12 protein-coding genes are annotated in these 15,372 nt (G+C 57.8%); 7 read left to right on the top strand and 5 right to left on the bottom strand.

Going from position 1 to position 15,372, the window contains the following annotated elements; genetic code table 11:
* Positions 1–199: 199 nt before the first annotated feature.
* Entirely contained in the window at positions 200–733 is a 534-nt protein-coding gene (locus tag MUN80_RS19060; protein ID WP_244715286.1) for a hypothetical protein, read from the top strand.
* Between the two features lie 82 nt (positions 734–815).
* Here MUN80_RS19060 and MUN80_RS19055 read toward each other — a convergent pair whose 3' ends face one another.
* Together MUN80_RS19055 and MUN80_RS19050 are read right to left on the bottom strand one after the other, a co-directional pair.
* Positions 816–1,508, bottom strand: a complete 693-nt coding sequence (locus MUN80_RS19055) for a spheroidene monooxygenase (protein ID WP_244715284.1) — start codon at positions 1,506–1,508, stop codon at positions 816–818.
* Between the two features lie 118 nt (positions 1,509–1,626).
* A complete protein-coding gene (locus MUN80_RS19050; RefSeq protein WP_244715282.1) occupies positions 1,627–2,133 on the bottom strand; it encodes a pyridoxamine 5'-phosphate oxidase family protein in 507 nt (168 codons plus the stop codon).
* A gap of 118 nt (positions 2,134–2,251) precedes the next feature.
* Between MUN80_RS19050 and MUN80_RS19045 the strand changes: the two genes are divergently transcribed.
* Positions 2,252–2,857 (top strand): acyl carrier protein phosphodiesterase, encoded by a 606-nt coding sequence (locus MUN80_RS19045; protein ID WP_244715281.1) that lies wholly within the window; start codon positions 2,252–2,254, stop codon positions 2,855–2,857.
* A gap of 19 nt (positions 2,858–2,876) precedes the next feature.
* Here the strand turns inward: MUN80_RS19045 and MUN80_RS19040 are convergent, their stop codons facing one another.
* The gene (locus MUN80_RS19040; RefSeq protein WP_244715279.1) at positions 2,877–3,194 is read right to left on the bottom strand and encodes a hypothetical protein; all 318 of its coding nucleotides are present in this window, start codon (positions 3,192–3,194) and stop codon (positions 2,877–2,879) included.
* A 284-nt stretch (positions 3,195–3,478) separates the two neighbouring features.
* On the bottom strand, positions 3,479–3,994 hold the full coding sequence (locus MUN80_RS19035; protein ID WP_244715277.1) for an FKBP-type peptidyl-prolyl cis-trans isomerase: 516 nt from the start codon (positions 3,992–3,994) through the stop codon (positions 3,479–3,481).
* 233 nt (positions 3,995–4,227) lie between these two features.
* On the opposite strand from MUN80_RS19035, the gene MUN80_RS19030 reads away from it, so the two are divergent.
* Entirely contained in the window at positions 4,228–4,782 is a 555-nt protein-coding gene (locus MUN80_RS19030) for a hypothetical protein (protein ID WP_244715275.1), read from the top strand.
* An 88-nt stretch (positions 4,783–4,870) separates the two neighbouring features.
* Here MUN80_RS19030 and MUN80_RS19025 read toward each other — a convergent pair whose 3' ends face one another.
* Positions 4,871–5,959 (bottom strand): LacI family DNA-binding transcriptional regulator, encoded by a 1,089-nt coding sequence (locus MUN80_RS19025; protein ID WP_244715273.1) that lies wholly within the window; start codon positions 5,957–5,959, stop codon positions 4,871–4,873.
* A gap of 577 nt (positions 5,960–6,536) precedes the next feature.
* Between MUN80_RS19025 and nagB the strand changes: the two genes are divergently transcribed.
* The 4 genes from nagB to MUN80_RS19005 all read left to right on the top strand — a co-directional run bounded on the left by nagB (position 6,537) and on the right by MUN80_RS19005 (position 15,280).
* Positions 6,537–8,453: a glucosamine-6-phosphate deaminase gene (gene nagB / locus MUN80_RS19020; protein WP_244715271.1), complete on the top strand. Its 1,917-nt coding sequence runs from the start codon at positions 6,537–6,539 to the stop codon at positions 8,451–8,453.
* Positions 8,454–8,592: 139 nt separating this feature from the next.
* Positions 8,593–9,879: a sugar MFS transporter gene (locus tag MUN80_RS19015; RefSeq protein ID WP_244715269.1), complete on the top strand. Its 1,287-nt coding sequence runs from the start codon at positions 8,593–8,595 to the stop codon at positions 9,877–9,879.
* Between the two features lie 730 nt (positions 9,880–10,609).
* Positions 10,610–13,654, top strand: coding sequence for a SusC/RagA family TonB-linked outer membrane protein (locus tag MUN80_RS19010; RefSeq protein WP_244715267.1), 3,045 nt, complete (start codon positions 10,610–10,612; stop codon positions 13,652–13,654).
* A 36-nt stretch (positions 13,655–13,690) separates the two neighbouring features.
* On the top strand, positions 13,691–15,280 hold the full coding sequence (locus tag MUN80_RS19005) for a SusD/RagB family nutrient-binding outer membrane lipoprotein (RefSeq protein ID WP_244715265.1): 1,590 nt from the start codon (positions 13,691–13,693) through the stop codon (positions 15,278–15,280).
* The last annotated feature ends 92 nt before the right edge of the window (positions 15,281–15,372 follow it).

Raw genomic sequence — 15,372 nt, 5'->3', positions numbered from 1 at the left:
TTTCGATAAGGCCCAGGGTGTTTTGCCTATGGGCGGACGTGTTTTGACTTGGCAAGTGGTGGCACAGCAGACTACTGAGGTACTTTACCCGGTTCGGGTAGTGTTCTGCCTAGTTCTATTGGTTAGAAGGTGCCAAATTGTACTGTAGAGTATATATTGCCAGCTTCTGATGCTCTGTACCACTTCTAATTTGTCTTTAATGAAGCTCTACTCTACCTTGACCGGCCTGCTGCTGCTCAGCGCCGCGCCGCTGCTGGCCCAGCAGGCTCCGCCCAGCCTGCAGGCCCTGGACGAAACCTACGGCTACCGTGGCGCCCGTTTCGAGAGTGATACCAGCGCCTTCCGCGACTTGGCGTTGGCCGAAACTGCGGGGCAGACGCGCTACTACCGCCGCAAGACGGAGCCCAAAACGCTGGGGGAGGGGGAAGTATCCGACGTGACCTACGGCTTTTACCAGGGCAAGCTCAGCGTGATTTTGATTAAGGCCCAAGGGGTGAACAACAGCCGGGCCATGCTGGCTGCCCTGCAGCAAAAGGCCGGCCCGGGCACGCGCAGCAGTGCCTTTGCCCAGCGCTACGCCTGGAACGGCAAGAAAGTCCACATGAGCTACGACGAAAACGCCATGAGCAACGATGCCGTGGCGGTCTTGACGTGTAAGAAGCTCAAGGAGAAGGAGATGAAGCAGGCCCTGAAAGCCCAGCCGACTACCCGAACGGCCCCCATCGGGAGCTAGTTTCGGGTTACTCAGAAGCCCAAAAAGCCCGGCTTGCCGGGCTTTTTACGTGTCGGGGATTGGCAGCAGGCCGCCGGCTGGGTCAGATCAAGCCTTCCAGCGGGTTGCGCCCATCGAGCGTGCCCTGGCTGCGGAGCACCGTGAAGCGGGCAAACAGCTCCTCGCCGTACCACTTTTCCTGGCGGGTGCGCTGAATAACACCCTTGTGCGCCGCTCCCCGGTAGGCATACTGCTGCATGCTGGCCGCCGATTCCCACACGCTGAAGGTGGCTTGGCGCACAACGGGGATTTCGCCCAGGCCAATGGCGGCCCGGACGCCCTCGGCCTGGGCAAAGGCGGCACTGGTGGCGGGCACAGCCCGCCAGAACTGCGGAGCTTTCCAGAGCTTAATTGAGGCGCGGGTGAGTACGGCCACCGGCCCGTCGGGCGGGGCGGGCACGGTCTGGTAGTCGAATGGGTTTTGGCCGTCCCAGAGGCCGTGGGCTTTGAGCGGAGCCAGGTGCAGCGTCCAAGTTTCGGTGCTGTGCTGCTGGTAGCCCAGCCACAATGGGTGGGTGGCAAAGAAGGTGTCGGCGGCGGCCGGGTTTTCCCAAACGGCCATCAGGGCGTAGCGCTGAAAGTTGGGCTTCAGGCCAAAGTTATAGCCGCTGCCCAGCATCTTGAAAAAGCGCAGGCCGGGCACGCGCTGCAGCTGCCGCGGCGCGGTGCCCATCTGGGCCAGGCCCCAGCGGGTAGTGCCGGGCTGCAGCGTAACGATGGTGAGGGTGGTAAGCAAGAGCGGAAACGAAGTGGGAGGGGAGAAAAGCCCTAGCAAGAAGAACCAAGGGGCTTGGCAAAACAACAAAAAAGGGCCGGAATTGCTTCCGGCCCTTTCGTTCGATTCAACGTTGACCTTAGGGATTCACCTTGGCGTGCTCGTCGCCGGTAGGCTGGTACCGCTCGCCGGTCGTAACGGCCTTGGCGTAGCCGAAGGCACGCACCAGGACGTTGCTGGGCTGGTCCCAGTACTCGCCGCGGCTGATATCAATGCGCAGCAGGGAAATGTTCGGGTCGTCGGAGCCTTTGGGGAACCAGGCGCGCAGGCCTTCGCTCCACAGGTCTTTGATTTTCTGGCGGTCATTTACCACCGTCGCAATGCCCGAAATGGACACGTACAGGTTCTGGTCGGGCTTGGAGTAGCCCAGGTTTACGTGCCGCTCCTGCTTTACTTCGTCGATTTTGGCGGAGTCGCGCTCGGTAAAGAACCACAGCGTGCCGTCTTCTTCCGGCTCGTGGGTGTACATCGGGCGGCTATGCAGCTCCCCGCTGGGCTCCACGGTGGTCATCATGGCAATTTTGATGTCTTTAATGCGCTCCACGAGCTTCGTGACATCGTGGCTAACGGCTACTTGCTCGGCCATAGTATCTAGGGTTTGGGTAGTGTAAGGGTGTGCAAGGAAGTACGGCAGCAGAGAGGGAAGGTTCTACGGTCGGGCTGGGCGGGGCTGGTTGCCGCAGTTTTCCAGTACTTTGCCCTCCATGAATTTTCTGGCCCACCTGCTGCTCTCCGGCGCCCCCGCCACTACCCCCGATTACGAGGACATCGTCATAGGCAACTTCGCGGCCGAGGCCGTGCGCGGCCGGGCCCAGGTGCAGGCCTACCCCGAAACGGTGCAGCGCGGCATCCGTCTGCACCGCTTCATCGACTCCTTTACCGATGCACACCCCGTTGTGCGCCGTACCACTGCCCGCCTGCGCACGGCTGGCCTGGGCAAGTGGGCTGGCGTGGTGGCCGACGTGGGCTACGACTACCTATTGGCCCGCAACTTCCCCGAGTTTCATCCCACCGAGCCCCTGCCAGAGTTTAGTCAGCGCCTTTACGCCCTGCTTCACGCCCGCCGAGAGGAACTGCCGGACCGCTTGCAGCACATGCTGCACTATATGCGCCGTGATGATTGGCTGACGGGTTATGCGCAGCCGGAAGGCTTGGAGCGGGCCTTGCATGGCCTGAGTCGTCGGGTACCTAGTGGGGGTGTGCTGGTTACCGGCGCGGCGGCGTTTCTGGCGGAGGTAGAGGCGTACGAGGCCGATTTTCGGGAGTTCTGGCCGGAGCTGCGGGTGGGCATAGCCCAGACAACCTTCTAATGCCAAACCTGCGGAAAGCTTATTGACGGTCGAGGTGAATGGTAAAGTCGATGCGGGTATCCTGATTGCCGTACGATTGGTATTCTCCGCGTAGGTACAAATCCAGTTCTTTATCAGTGAGCTTACGGATTGTGTAGGACCGCTCGGGTTGCGGACACGTGAGCTGGTCTCCCTTACGCACGTAGGAAGAGCTGGAGCGGCCATTCGTTACGGCATTGTAGTACTGCAACTCGGTACCCGTAATAGTAAGCTGAGTATAGCCGGCCGCATCGGTAGGAGCATACGTGGCCACTATTTTATCCTGGCGGTCATACATCACCGGGTCTACATTGCGCACTTTCCAGACGCCTTCTAAGGGCCTTCACCCTGTTGGGGCGCTGGCTCATTCGTCTCCCGACAGGCTCCCAGCAGTACAGCTAGGGTAAACAACGCCGTGGTACGGCCAGAGAGTAGGGTAGAAAATGCCATAGATACTAAAAAGTAGTATGTAGAAAATAGAGCGGGACAAGTTACGTGGAGCCGGGCACTGTTCAATCCAGCTGGCTGCAATAAGGACTTAAGCGACAAAATAAAAACGGGGCCTTTGGGCCCCGTTTTCAGTATCTAGTAAGTAGCAACACCTTAGTGGTGGTGGCCGCCTTCGCCGTGTACGTGGCCGTGGGCCAGCTCTTCCTGGGTGGCGTCGCGCACGGCGGCTACTTTACCGTCGAAGTGCATGACCATGCCGGCCAGGGGGTGGTTGAAGTCCATCTTCACGGTATCGGCACCGATTTCGACGATTTTGCCCTGCATGTGGTTGCCTTGGTTGTCGGACATGGGTAGGAAGTTGCCTTCCTGTAGCATTTCCTCGTCGATCTTGCCGTCGACTTCGAAGACGTTTTTCGGAATGTCAACTACAGCCTGCTGGTCGTAGTCGCCGTAGGCCTGCTCGGGGGTGAGGGAGAAGTTGAACGAGTCACCGGCGCCTTTGCCGCTGAGCTGGCTCTCGAACTCCTCGGGCAGGCCGCTCTGGCCAAACAGGAATACCATCGGGGCATCGGCTTCGGCCGATTCTACCAGTACTTTTTCTTGGTTCTCGTCGGTCACGCTCAAGTCGTAGGTGATAGTGACGACTTTATTGGGGCTGATCTGGGCCATAATCGGGGTGGATTCGATATCCGGGGTTGGGTGAAAAAACAGTTTAGAGCGGCTAGTTACGGAAAAGGCCCGTAAATCGGTCTGGTAATACCTCTGCACGTAATCAGTACATACCGGAAGCTACGGGGTAAGGTTGTGGCCCAGCCGGTTTGGCTACTTCGGGGTGTTCAGGTTGCGAATAATCCACTATGTTTATCAGGCAATATTTACCGAATCTATTTAGCTAAGCAGTTATGCGTACTTCCTTGCTTTCCGGTTTGCTCGTCTTATCCGGTACGCTATTCAGTCAATGCAACTCTACCCAGCCTATTCAAGCACCCAGGGCAACGGCCTCGTCCGTAGCGCCGGCGACTGCCACGGAAAGTTCATCTTCAACGGACACGATTACCGTCTATACCGGCCAAGCAGAGTCTATGGAACCCGATCCAAACAAGCCTTATCGGGAAATGGCGATAGAACCATTGGGGAATGAGCCGACCAACTATACTGCCTTCCTAATCTGCAAGCGGGACTCGTTTGGGGTAGTAACTCTGAAAGTAAAACTGAATCCGTCGCGGCATTCTATCGAGAAGGTCTCCCTGGGATTTGGCATGTCTAGCTCCAGGCATACCGCCGAACAAATTACGGACGGGGTAGGGTACTATGATGCTGAACGTCAACGATATTATTTCGCGGCCTATTACCAGGTAATTAGTCAGCTGTCGAGTAATCAATATCTCCATAGCGAGCTGTACCCGGTGCACGGTTGGGTTTCTACCAGCACCAACACTCTCGGGCTACGATTCTAGCTGTTCTGGCACCACGGCAAGAATTTCGGCCGAAGCCCTACTATTCTGCCACGCACCTCAATCCCGCCAAGCGGGGGGCCAACCGCGGTTACAGGTAGTAGTCCAGGTTTTCCTTGGTGATGATGTCGAGCGGCAGGTACTTGAGCCGCAGTACCTCTTTCTTGAAGACCAGCAGGTCGGCCAACGCGTAGATGCCCCGGTAACCCTGCTTCTTCGGGTTCTGATTGATTAGGAAGTCAATGACGCCCTCGTTGAGGAAGTGGATGTTTTTCTCCAGCAGATCATAGCCCACCAGGCGAATGTCTTCGCGGCGGTAGGCTTGCAGGTAGGGCGCAATTTCGTAGGCCTTGGAGGTACTCACAAAAATGCCCTTGAGCTGGGTTTGTTCCTCGTCCAGCAGCCGGTTGAGCAGCCGGGCAAACGACGGGTCGGAAGGGTGGGGCAAGTCCACGCTGAGAACCGTGTGCGTACTCTTGGGCTGATACGCAGCAGCCACGTCAGGTGTCGTATCCAACTGGGCAAAGTAGTCGCGGAAGCCGCGCTCCTTCTGGGTGATATGGGCCGAGTTGGCAATATCCTCGGCGATGTGCGCAATCAGAAAAGTACCCGGCTGAGTTTGGCCGATATGCACAAGTTTGCCCGCCAGAAAGCCACTCTGGTAGGAATCCTGTCCTACGTAGCTCAGGGGCTGCAATTCGGCGATATACGTGTTAAATAACACGTAGGGAATGCCCTGTTGCTGCCATTGTTCAAAGAAAGCCAGCGACTCGCGGTAGAACAGCGGGGCAATAAGAATTCCGTCGGGGCCGGCCTGAGTGGCTGCCTCGGCCTGCTCCCGAAAGGATTCTACCTCCGTCAGATTATACGGATATACCACAATGCTCAGCCCGTACTGCTTGAGTTCCCGGGCCGCTTTTTCGATGCCGTTCCAGGGGGCCTGCCAGTAAGGATCCAGGGTGTGATCAGGCTGTAAAACAGCTAGTTGGTAGGTGCGGTTGGAGCCGAGCGTACGCGCAATCATATTGGGCTCATACTCCATTTCCTTCATCATCAACAGCACTTTCTGCCGCACATCCTCCGCCACCCGGCCCCGGTTATGTAACACGCGGTCTACCGTTCCTACCGAAACGTTGGCCTTAGCCGCTATATCCTTGATGCGCACCGCGTTTTTCTTCATAGGGGTACCTGGCGCTTACTGGTAAAACATGCTCAAGATAGCACGAAGGTAACATGTGGGTGGCAAGTGCAGAGGAACCCGGTATTACGGTCGTGGAAAGGAAGAAGGTAAAAAAAGTAGTGGTAACAGCAGGGCAATGACTACGATAGGGGCCGCAACAAGCTACTGAGTTGCCAAACTCCCGGCCGCCAAGCGGAGGTTGGTAACGCTATCTGGATTTTTTCCTACTTATCCTGCTGTGTTCGTTAAATATAGCACGTTTTGGATGAAATGACGCGTGTGCGCACACTCACTGAAATATTTTCTGCGTGTGCGCACACATTTTTTTATCAGTTCCCTTGCTTTAGTTCCTTAGCTTGCTTACGTTTGACTTAGATGCTATACCGATTGCCAGGAAAGTCCTATTCATTTCCTGTCCCGAATACCATATAGGTTATCCCGCTCAGCTAGTAGTAATACGCCCGGCTTACTGACCCGCTGCCTGATACAGGATGGTTTCACCATGGGGTGGGCCTCCCGCAATGGCCACCTCTTGCTTCGTTCTTAAAATCCCCACTTTTTAAATACGAAAGGCCGAATGGAAGTCCTCAATTACCCCGAAACCACCTTTGAAAAGCTCCCAGTCACTATTTTTGACAACGCCCAGGAAGGAGCCGTTACCCTGGCCTACGAAATTGCCGAGCTGATTCGCAGCAAGCAGCGCAAGGGCGAAATGGTTGTGCTGGGCCTAGCAACTGGCTCGTCGCCCATCAGCGTATACCGGGAGTTGGTTCGGCTGCACCGCGAGGAAGGGCTAAGCTTCCGCAACGTCATTACCTTCAACCTCGACGAGTACTACCCGATGCAGCCCGACGAGCTTCAGAGCTACGTCTACTTCATGCACGAGCATCTGTTTGATCATATTGATATTCTGCCCCAGAACATTCATATTCCGGATGGCACCCTGCCCATCGACAAGGTCAAGGATTACTGCCAAGCCTACGAAAAGCAGATTGAGGAGTGCGGCGGGCTGGATCTGCAGCTGCTAGGCATTGGCCGCACCGGCCACATTGGCTTCAATGAGCCGGGCTCGGCTATTACCTCGACTACCCGTCTGGTAAAGCTCGACCCCTTGACTATTACGGACGCGGCCAAGGATTTTATTAAGGAAGAATACGTGCCACTCCGCGCCCTGACCATGGGGGTTGGTACCATCATGAAGGCCCGCAAAATCATGCTCATGGCCTGGGGCGAGGGCAAGGCCAAAATCCTGCATAAAACGGTGGAAGGCCGGGTTTCGGACGAGGTGCCGGCTTCCTTTCTACAGTTGCACCCGCGCGTGGCGGTAGTGGTCGACCAGTGGGCCGCCGCCGAGCTGACCCGGGTCAAAACGCCCTGGCTGGTGGGTATGTGCAGCTGGGATGATAACCTGATTCGGCGCGCCGTAATCTGGCTGAGTTTGAAAACCCAGAAACCCATCCTCAAGCTGACTGACGAAGATTACAAAGATGGTAGTCTGAGCGACCTGCTGGTGGAAGCTGGTAACGCCTATAATCTTAACTTAAAGGTGTTTAACGCCATTCAGCGCACCATTACGGGCTGGCCCGGCGGCAAACCCAACTCCAATGACACCCACCGTCCCGAGCGGGCCGAGCCGGCCATCAAACGGTCGTTGATTTTCAGCCCGCACCCCGACGACGACGTTATTTCCATGGGCGGCACGCTGCTGCGCCTCGTCGACCAGGGCCACGATGTGCACGTGGCTTACCAGACCAGCGGCAACATTGCCGTGTTTGACGATGATGCCCGCCGCTACGCCGATTTTGCCCTTGACTTTGCCCAGAAAATGAACGTGGGCGCGGCCGATATGCAGCAGAAGCACAGCGAAGTAGTGGAGTTTTTGCGGCATAAGAAGCTGGGCGAGGAAGATAGTGCGCTGGTGCAGGATATCAAGGCGCTGATCCGCAAGGGCGAAGCCGCCGCCGCCTGCCGTTTCTGCGGCGTTAAGGAGTCGAATGTGCACTTCATGAATATGCCGTTTTACGAAACCGGCCAAGTGAAGAAAAAGCCGCTCGGTGAGGCCGATATTCAGGCAGTAGTCGACATTCTGCAGGATATCCAGCCCCACCAGATCTTTGCTGCCGGCGACCTGCGTGACCCGCACGGCACGCACCGGGTGTGCCTGGACGCCATTTTTGCGGCTCTGGCCCGTCTGAAAGGCAAGGAGGCCTGGGTAGAGGACTGCAACCTGTGGCTCTACCGGGGCGCCTGGCAGGAATGGGACGTGGAAGAAATCGAAATGGCCGTGCCCATCAGCCCGGAAGAGCTGCTGCGCAAGCGCAAGGCCATTTTCAAGCACCAGTCGCAGAAAGACAGCGCCGTGTTCCCCGGCAACGACAAGCGCGAGTTCTGGCAACGGTCCGAAGACCGTAACCATACAACGGCCAAGCTCTACGACAAGCTCGGCCTAGCCGAGTACGAAGCCATGGAGGCTTTCGTCCGCCACCGGTTTTAGCACTGGTTCAGAAAAGTCCTAAAAAATCCCACTAAAGGCCGGATACTAGCCGTTTTTGAACAGCCGCTGCGCGAAAAAGCGGCTGTTCCTGCCACTGCTGTGGCTCTGCTGGTTACCCGCCCCAAGCCCTTTCTGACCTATGAAACAAGATTCACGCAGCGTGGTGCCGCCGCTGGCTATTATCGGCGCCCTGTTTTTTATTTTCGGATTTATAACCTGGCTCAACGGAACGCTGATTCCGTTTCTGAAGCTGGCCTGTGAGCTGACTTACTCCCAGGCCCTGCTGGTGACCTTTGCCTTCTACATTGCCTACGTTTTTCTGGCAGTTCCCTCGTCGGTTATTCTGCAAAAAACCGGTTTTAAGAATGGTATGGCCCTGGGCTTGGTAGTCATGGCGGCCGGAGCTATACTGTTTGTTCCAGCGGCCCAGGCCCGCTCATTCGGGCTGTTTTTGCTGGGGCTTTTTGTGCAGGGAGCCGGTCTGGCCTTGCTGCAAACCGCTTCTAACCCGTACGCTACGATCTTGGGGCCACTGGAAAGCGCCGCCCAGCGTATCAGCATCATGGGGATCTGTAGTAAAATAGCAGGTGCCCTGAGCCCGGTAATCATTGGGGCCGTCGTGCTGAAGGGAGCCACCGCCCTGGAAGCCCAGCTGGCCGCCGCCAGTTCCGCGGCGGCCAAGGAAGCCTTGCTCCAGCAGCTAGCCGACCGGGTAATACTGCCCTACGTGTGCATGGCGGCGGTGCTGGTGGGGCTAGCCGGGCTGATCCGGCTTTCGAGCCTACCCGAAATCGACCCACGGCCGGAAAACCCCATTGAGGCCAGTGAGGAGCCGGCCCGCAGTGTTTTTCAGTTTCCCCACCTGCTGCTGGGTGTACTAGCTATTTTCTGCTGCGTTGGGGTAGAAGTCATTGCTGGCGACACCATCACCCAGTACGGCCGGGCCCAGGGCATTAGTCTCGATGTGGCCCGCAACTTCACGTCGCTGACTTTGGTGGCCATGCTGGTAGGCTACGTTATTGGCGTAGTCACCATCCCGAAGTATGTGGAGCAGCAGACGGCGCTGAGTATCTGTGCCGTAATAGGCGTGGGCTGTACCGTCGGGGTTGTGTTTACCCAGGGCTATACGTCGGTGCTGCTGGTGGCCCTGCTCGGGCTAGCCAACTCGCTAATGTGGCCGGCTATATTTCCGTTAAGCATTCAGCGCCTGGGAACCTTCACCGAGCGGGGCTCCGCATTGCTGATAACCGGCATCGGGGGAGGAGCTATTCTGCCGTATGTCTATGGCTGGCTGTCGGAAAGCATCGGCCTGCAGCATGCGTATCTGCTACTGATTCCGTGCTACCTCTACATCCTGTTTTTTGGCTTGAAAGGCCACGCGTACCAGGTGAAAAGCCGGCTGAAGTATGCCGTGCCTGCTACCTGAACCGCCATTCTGTTTTGACATCCGCCGCCCCGGAAAAAGTGAGCTGCCCCGGATAGATAAAAGAAAAAGTTATATCAGTACTACTTGAATACTTGGGTGACCAGAAGAACGGCGTCTAATCTGCCCCAGAGTCCTGCATTGCACTATTGCTGAAAAATAATTTGCGTGTGCGGGCACTCAATCCAGGGATTTTTGCGTGTGCGCACACATATTTTTATAAAGACGCTTGCTTAGTCGCCTCAGGAAATCTATGTTTGGAACATAACTGTCACTGACGGTTTCATCAATCCTTGCTTTGTTCGTGGAATCAGGCAATCTGGTGAGCCAGTGACAACGGTTAGCATTGGTCGACCTACGCACCAATGTTTTGCCCTGTGAGGAGTTTGGTTACTGCTAGCCAGCTCTCCACCCGTGGCCGCTCATCAATACGCCCGAGTGCATTGCCCCACGCTCCCTTACCAGCCTCTGAAGCCCTCCCTGGCTTCGGCCGCCGGTAATACTTCAGTTCCGGCCGGATAATCCCTGATTACTTCAGCCGCTTCGCCCGTCAGAGCCTGCTCCCAGTACTGTCCCGCAGTACATCCACCTAGTTGCGCATTCAATACGAATTCTGCTTTCCTGCCTGATTGCCAGGTGGTTTCTGGGCCTGTGTAGCCCGGAAGTCCGCTAGGGTTGGGCTTGTAAAGCTGGTTTGCCGCGTTTTCTCTCTCACCAACCCCCACTGAAGGCTATGCAAAAATCTACTTGGCTTACTTTACTGCTGCTTCTAAGCCTGCCGGGCTTGGGGTTGGCGCAAGCCCTGACCGTGACCGGTAAGGTCACCGACCCGAAGGGTGGCACTCTACCGGGCGTCACTGTTATTGTCCGCGGTACCCAGCAGGGTACCAGTACCGATGCCAACGGGGCGTATTCCATTGCTGCTTCTGATACGGCCGCCCTGGTATTTTCTTCTATTGGCTTTGCCCCGCAAACCATTGCGGTGCGGTCCAGAAGAGTTATCGACGTGACCTTGAGCGAGAATACGCAGGAGCTGGGCGAAGTAGTTGTAACGGCTCTGAACGTAGCGCGGGAGCGTAAAACCCTGGGCTACTCCGTCACGGAAGTAAAGGGTGAAACCCTGACCCAGGCCCGGGAAACCAACGTGGCTAACTCCCTGGTCGGGAAAGTGGCCGGTCTGAACGTCAACTCCACCTCCGGCGGGGCGGGCTCTTCCAGCAACGTTATCATCCGGGGCGTATCGAGCCTGAACCAAACCAACCAGCCGCTCTACGTCATCAACGGGGTGCCGGTGGAAAGTCAGCCCAGCGTTGCCAACACCGGTGGGCAGTATGACAACTCCCCCGACCTGGGCGACGCCATTTCCAACATCAACCCCGACGACATTGAAAGCATTTCGGTGCTGAAGGGTGCTGCTGCCTCGGCCCTGTACGGCTACCGGGCCAAGGCCGGGGTAATTCTGATTACGACCAAGAGCGCCAAGAATAACGGCGGTATTGAGTTCAACAGCAACTTCGTAGTTGAGCGGATCTATAACCTCACCGACTGGCAGTACGAGTACGGGCAGGGCGCCAACAATATCAAGCCGACCACGGCTGTCGGGGCGGCGCAGGTCGGCAACTCCAGCTGGGGTGGCCGGCTCGACGGCTCCCCGGTTATTCAGTTCGACGGTACGCTGCGGCCCTACGTGGCCCAGAAAGATAACCTGCAGAACTTCTACCGCACGGGCTCCAGCTGGACCAACACCCTGGCGTTCAGCAAGGCCTTCACCGGCGGCTCGGTCCGGCTTTCGGCCAGCAACCTGACCAACAAGGCCGTAGTACCCAACTCGGGCCTGGGCCGGCAGACCTTCAACTTTGTCGGTACCTTCGACCCGTTTAAGAACCTGACCATCGACGCGCGGGCCAACTACATCCTGGAGCAGGCCGATAACCGCCCGATTCTGGCCGATGGCGCCGGCAATGCCAACTTCAACGTGACCTTCCTGCCCACCAGCCTGGACGTACGCTCCTTGGAACCGACGGTAAATCCGGACCGCTCCGAGTTGCAGTACAACACCGGCAACCCCTACAACACCAACCCGTACTTTGCCGCTTATCGGTTCGTCAACGACACGCGCCGGGAACGGCTGCTCTCGTCGGTGAGTGCACGCTACGCCTTCGAAAACGGCCTGTTTCTGCAGGGCCGGGTAGGGCGCGACGGTTACACCGACCGGTTTACGAGCGTGACGCCCTCGGGCACGGCCTACCTGCCCGCCGGCCGCATTACGGAGCTGACCACCCAGTTTACGGACCTGAACGCGGACGGGCTGATTGGGAAGACCTTCTCGGTGGGCGACGACTTTGCCTTCACGCCCAACCTGGGCACCAGCTACCGCCGTACCAAATCTGAGGCCTTCCAGAACATCGGCTCCGACCTGGCCGTGTTTGGGGTGAACACCCTGGGCAATGCCAAAAACAAGTCGGCCCAGAGCTTTTTCAGCGACCAGGAAGTGCAGTCGGCCTACGGCTCGCTGGAGATGGCCTACCGGGAGCTGCTGTTTCTGACGGCTACCGTGCGCCGCGACTGGTTTTCGACCCTGGCTACACCCGGCAAAGACAACAAGCTCTACAACACGACGCCCGGTATCAGCGCCTCGTTCGTCTTCTCCGAGCTGGTGAAGCCCGAGTTCCTGTCGTTCGGCAAGATTCGGGCGGGTTACTCGGAAGTAAGCCAAGCTACGTTGCCTTTCCAGACCCAGCTGAGCTACGCCTTTCTGCCCACCTCGCTCAATGGCCTGCCGCTGGGCACCATCAGCCCCGACAACATCAACATCCCTAACACAGGACTGCGGCCTTCCCGGGCTACGGAGATAGAAGTCGGTACGGAGCTGGCATTTATCCAGAACCGCGTGCGACTGGACCTGACGTTCTACAAGAAGAATTCGAAGGACGAAATTGTCTTTGCCCCGGCCTCTATCAGCTCGGGTTATCAGGGTGCCGTGCTCAACTCGGGCGAGATGGAAAACAAGGGCGTGGAGATGCTGCTAACCGTGCAGCCCATCCGCACCACGAATTTTACCTGGACCTCGTCCTTCAACGCGGCCTACAACAAGAACACGGTGCTGTCTTTGGCCGCTGGGCAGCAGCAGTCGGTGTATGCTACGTCGCGCTCAGGCGTCGGCTTCGTCGGCCAAATCGTCGGCCAACCCTACGGGCAGGTGCTAGCCTACGACTACAAGTACAACGCCGACGGCAGCATTGCTACCACGCCCAACGGCGTACCGGCCCGCGGCGAACTCAAGTCCTTTGGCACTGCCTTCCATCCCTGGACCGAAGGCTGGAGCAACGACTTCGTTTACAAAAACCTGAGCCTGGGCGTGCTGATTGACGGCAAGTTCGGGGGCAAGATCTTCTCGGCTACCGACTACTACGGCACCCTGTTCGGGCTGCACAAACGCACCCTGGAAAACCGCGAAGGCACATTTGGCACCGACAAGATTGACGCAGCCACTTACTACAGCACGCTGGCCAATAACGTGTCGAAGGACTTCGTGCAGGATGCCAGCTTTATCAAATTGCGGCAAGTGACGCTGGGGTATTCCTTTCCCAGCGCACTGTTTGGCAACCACATTCAGCGTCTGACTTTGAGCCTGGTGGCTCGCAACCTGGCCTTCCTGAAGCGCAACACCGACAACATTGACCCCGAGGGCAACTACAACGCCTTTGCCCAGGGGCTGGAGCTGGGCGGCGTACCCCCGGTCCGCACGTTCGGCCTGAACCTGAGCGCCAGATTCTAGGGCTTGCCCAAGCAGTTCCTCTCAACGCACTTCCCCATGAAAAATATCTTCTTCAAATACTCCGCCGCTACGCTGGCCACGCTACTGCTCGTCAGTGGCTGTACCGATGATTTCGAGGACATCAACACCAACCCGTCGACCTACACCCAGTCGTCGTTTGATGCCAACTACCTGCTCACCACTTCCCAGCTGGCCTATACCGGCAGCTCCGACTTTGCCTACGACACCTGGCGGGGCAACCTGATTTACAGTTCCACGATGATTCAGGGCCTCTCGACGGTGGTCAGCTACTGGGCCGGCGACAAGTACCTGCTCAACGAGGCGTATACCGCCGCCTACTGGGGCAACAACACCGTGGGGGCGTACGCCGAGCAGGTGAAGCCCGTCACGGATATGGTCGAGTTCACCAAGGGCAAGGCGCAGTACAAAAATCTGCATCAGGTGGGCCGTATCATGCGGGCCCTGGTGATGTCCCGGCTTACCGACCTCTACGGCGACGTGCCCTACACCGACGCGGGCAAGGGCTACTACACGGGCGTAATCCGGCCCCGGTATGACAAGCAGCAGGACATCTACAACGACCTGCTCAAAGAAGTGGAAGAAGCTACCACCGCCCTGGACCCCAGCGCTGACATTCCGACCGGAGACGTGTTCTACAAGGGCAATATCGCCCAGTGGCAGCGGTTGGGCAACACCCTGCTGCTACGCCTGGCTATGCGCCTGACCAAAGTCGATCCGGCCAAGGCTCAGGCCTACGCCACCAAAGTGCAGGGCAAAACCATGCAGAGCAACGCCGACAACGCATACGTGCTGCACGACGTGGCCGGCGCCCGGGTAACCCAGAACCGCAACAGTCAGGTGCTGCTCGGTGATGGTGGCCAGGAGCACTACTACGTGAAATGGTCGCAGACCTTTATTGACTTTCTCAAGAACAACAACGACCCCCGGCTCTCGAAAGTGGCCGTCACTGAGCTCTATACCAGCGAGGTAACCAAGACCCAGAATCCGGGCGCCATCTCAGCTCCAGCGGCGCAGAAGGGCATGCCCAACGGTAAGGATCTGAGTGGCCGGGCGGCCTACGACATTTCGGGAGCCGCCAACTATACGACGATGTCGGCCTACTCCTCGCCCAGCCCCGGGATGATCAAGCGTAACGGGCCCACGTTTGTCCTTACCTATGCGGAGTCGGAACTGCTGCTGGCCGAGGCGGCTCAGCGCTGGGGCCTGGGCAGCGCCTCCCAGCACTACAATGCCGGTGTAAGGGCTGCTATGACTTACCTGAGTCAGTATGACCCGACTATGGCTGTGGCTGAGGCAGATGTCAGCACCTACCTGACGGCTCATCCTTACGCGGCCGGCTCGGGGCTGGAGCAAATCAACACCCAGTACTGGGCCCTAACCAACACGATGCTGGACTTCTACGAATCGTGGTCCAACTATCGGCGTAGCGGTTTTCCGCTGCTCACGCCAGTGGTGTATCCTAACAATGCCACCAACGGCCAGATTCCGCGCCGTTTTCCGTACCCCACGACAGAAATCACCAGTAATCCAGACAACTACAGAACGGCCCACGAGTCCGTACCGGGTGGGGACTTCCTGACCGGCCGGGTATGGTGGGATAAGTAAACAGGAGGGGAGAGCCTGTGCAAGGCCAGCCGGCAGCTTCCCCGCGGCAACGCGGCAGCTGCCGGCTCGGTTGCCGGGCGACTCTTGCTTCT

Source organism: Hymenobacter cellulosivorans (genome assembly GCF_022919135.1).
Classification (GTDB): domain Bacteria; phylum Bacteroidota; class Bacteroidia; order Cytophagales; family Hymenobacteraceae; genus Hymenobacter; species Hymenobacter cellulosivorans.
Note: the sequence above shows the minus strand (reverse complement) of the source record. Positions and strands in the feature narration are given on the sequence as shown.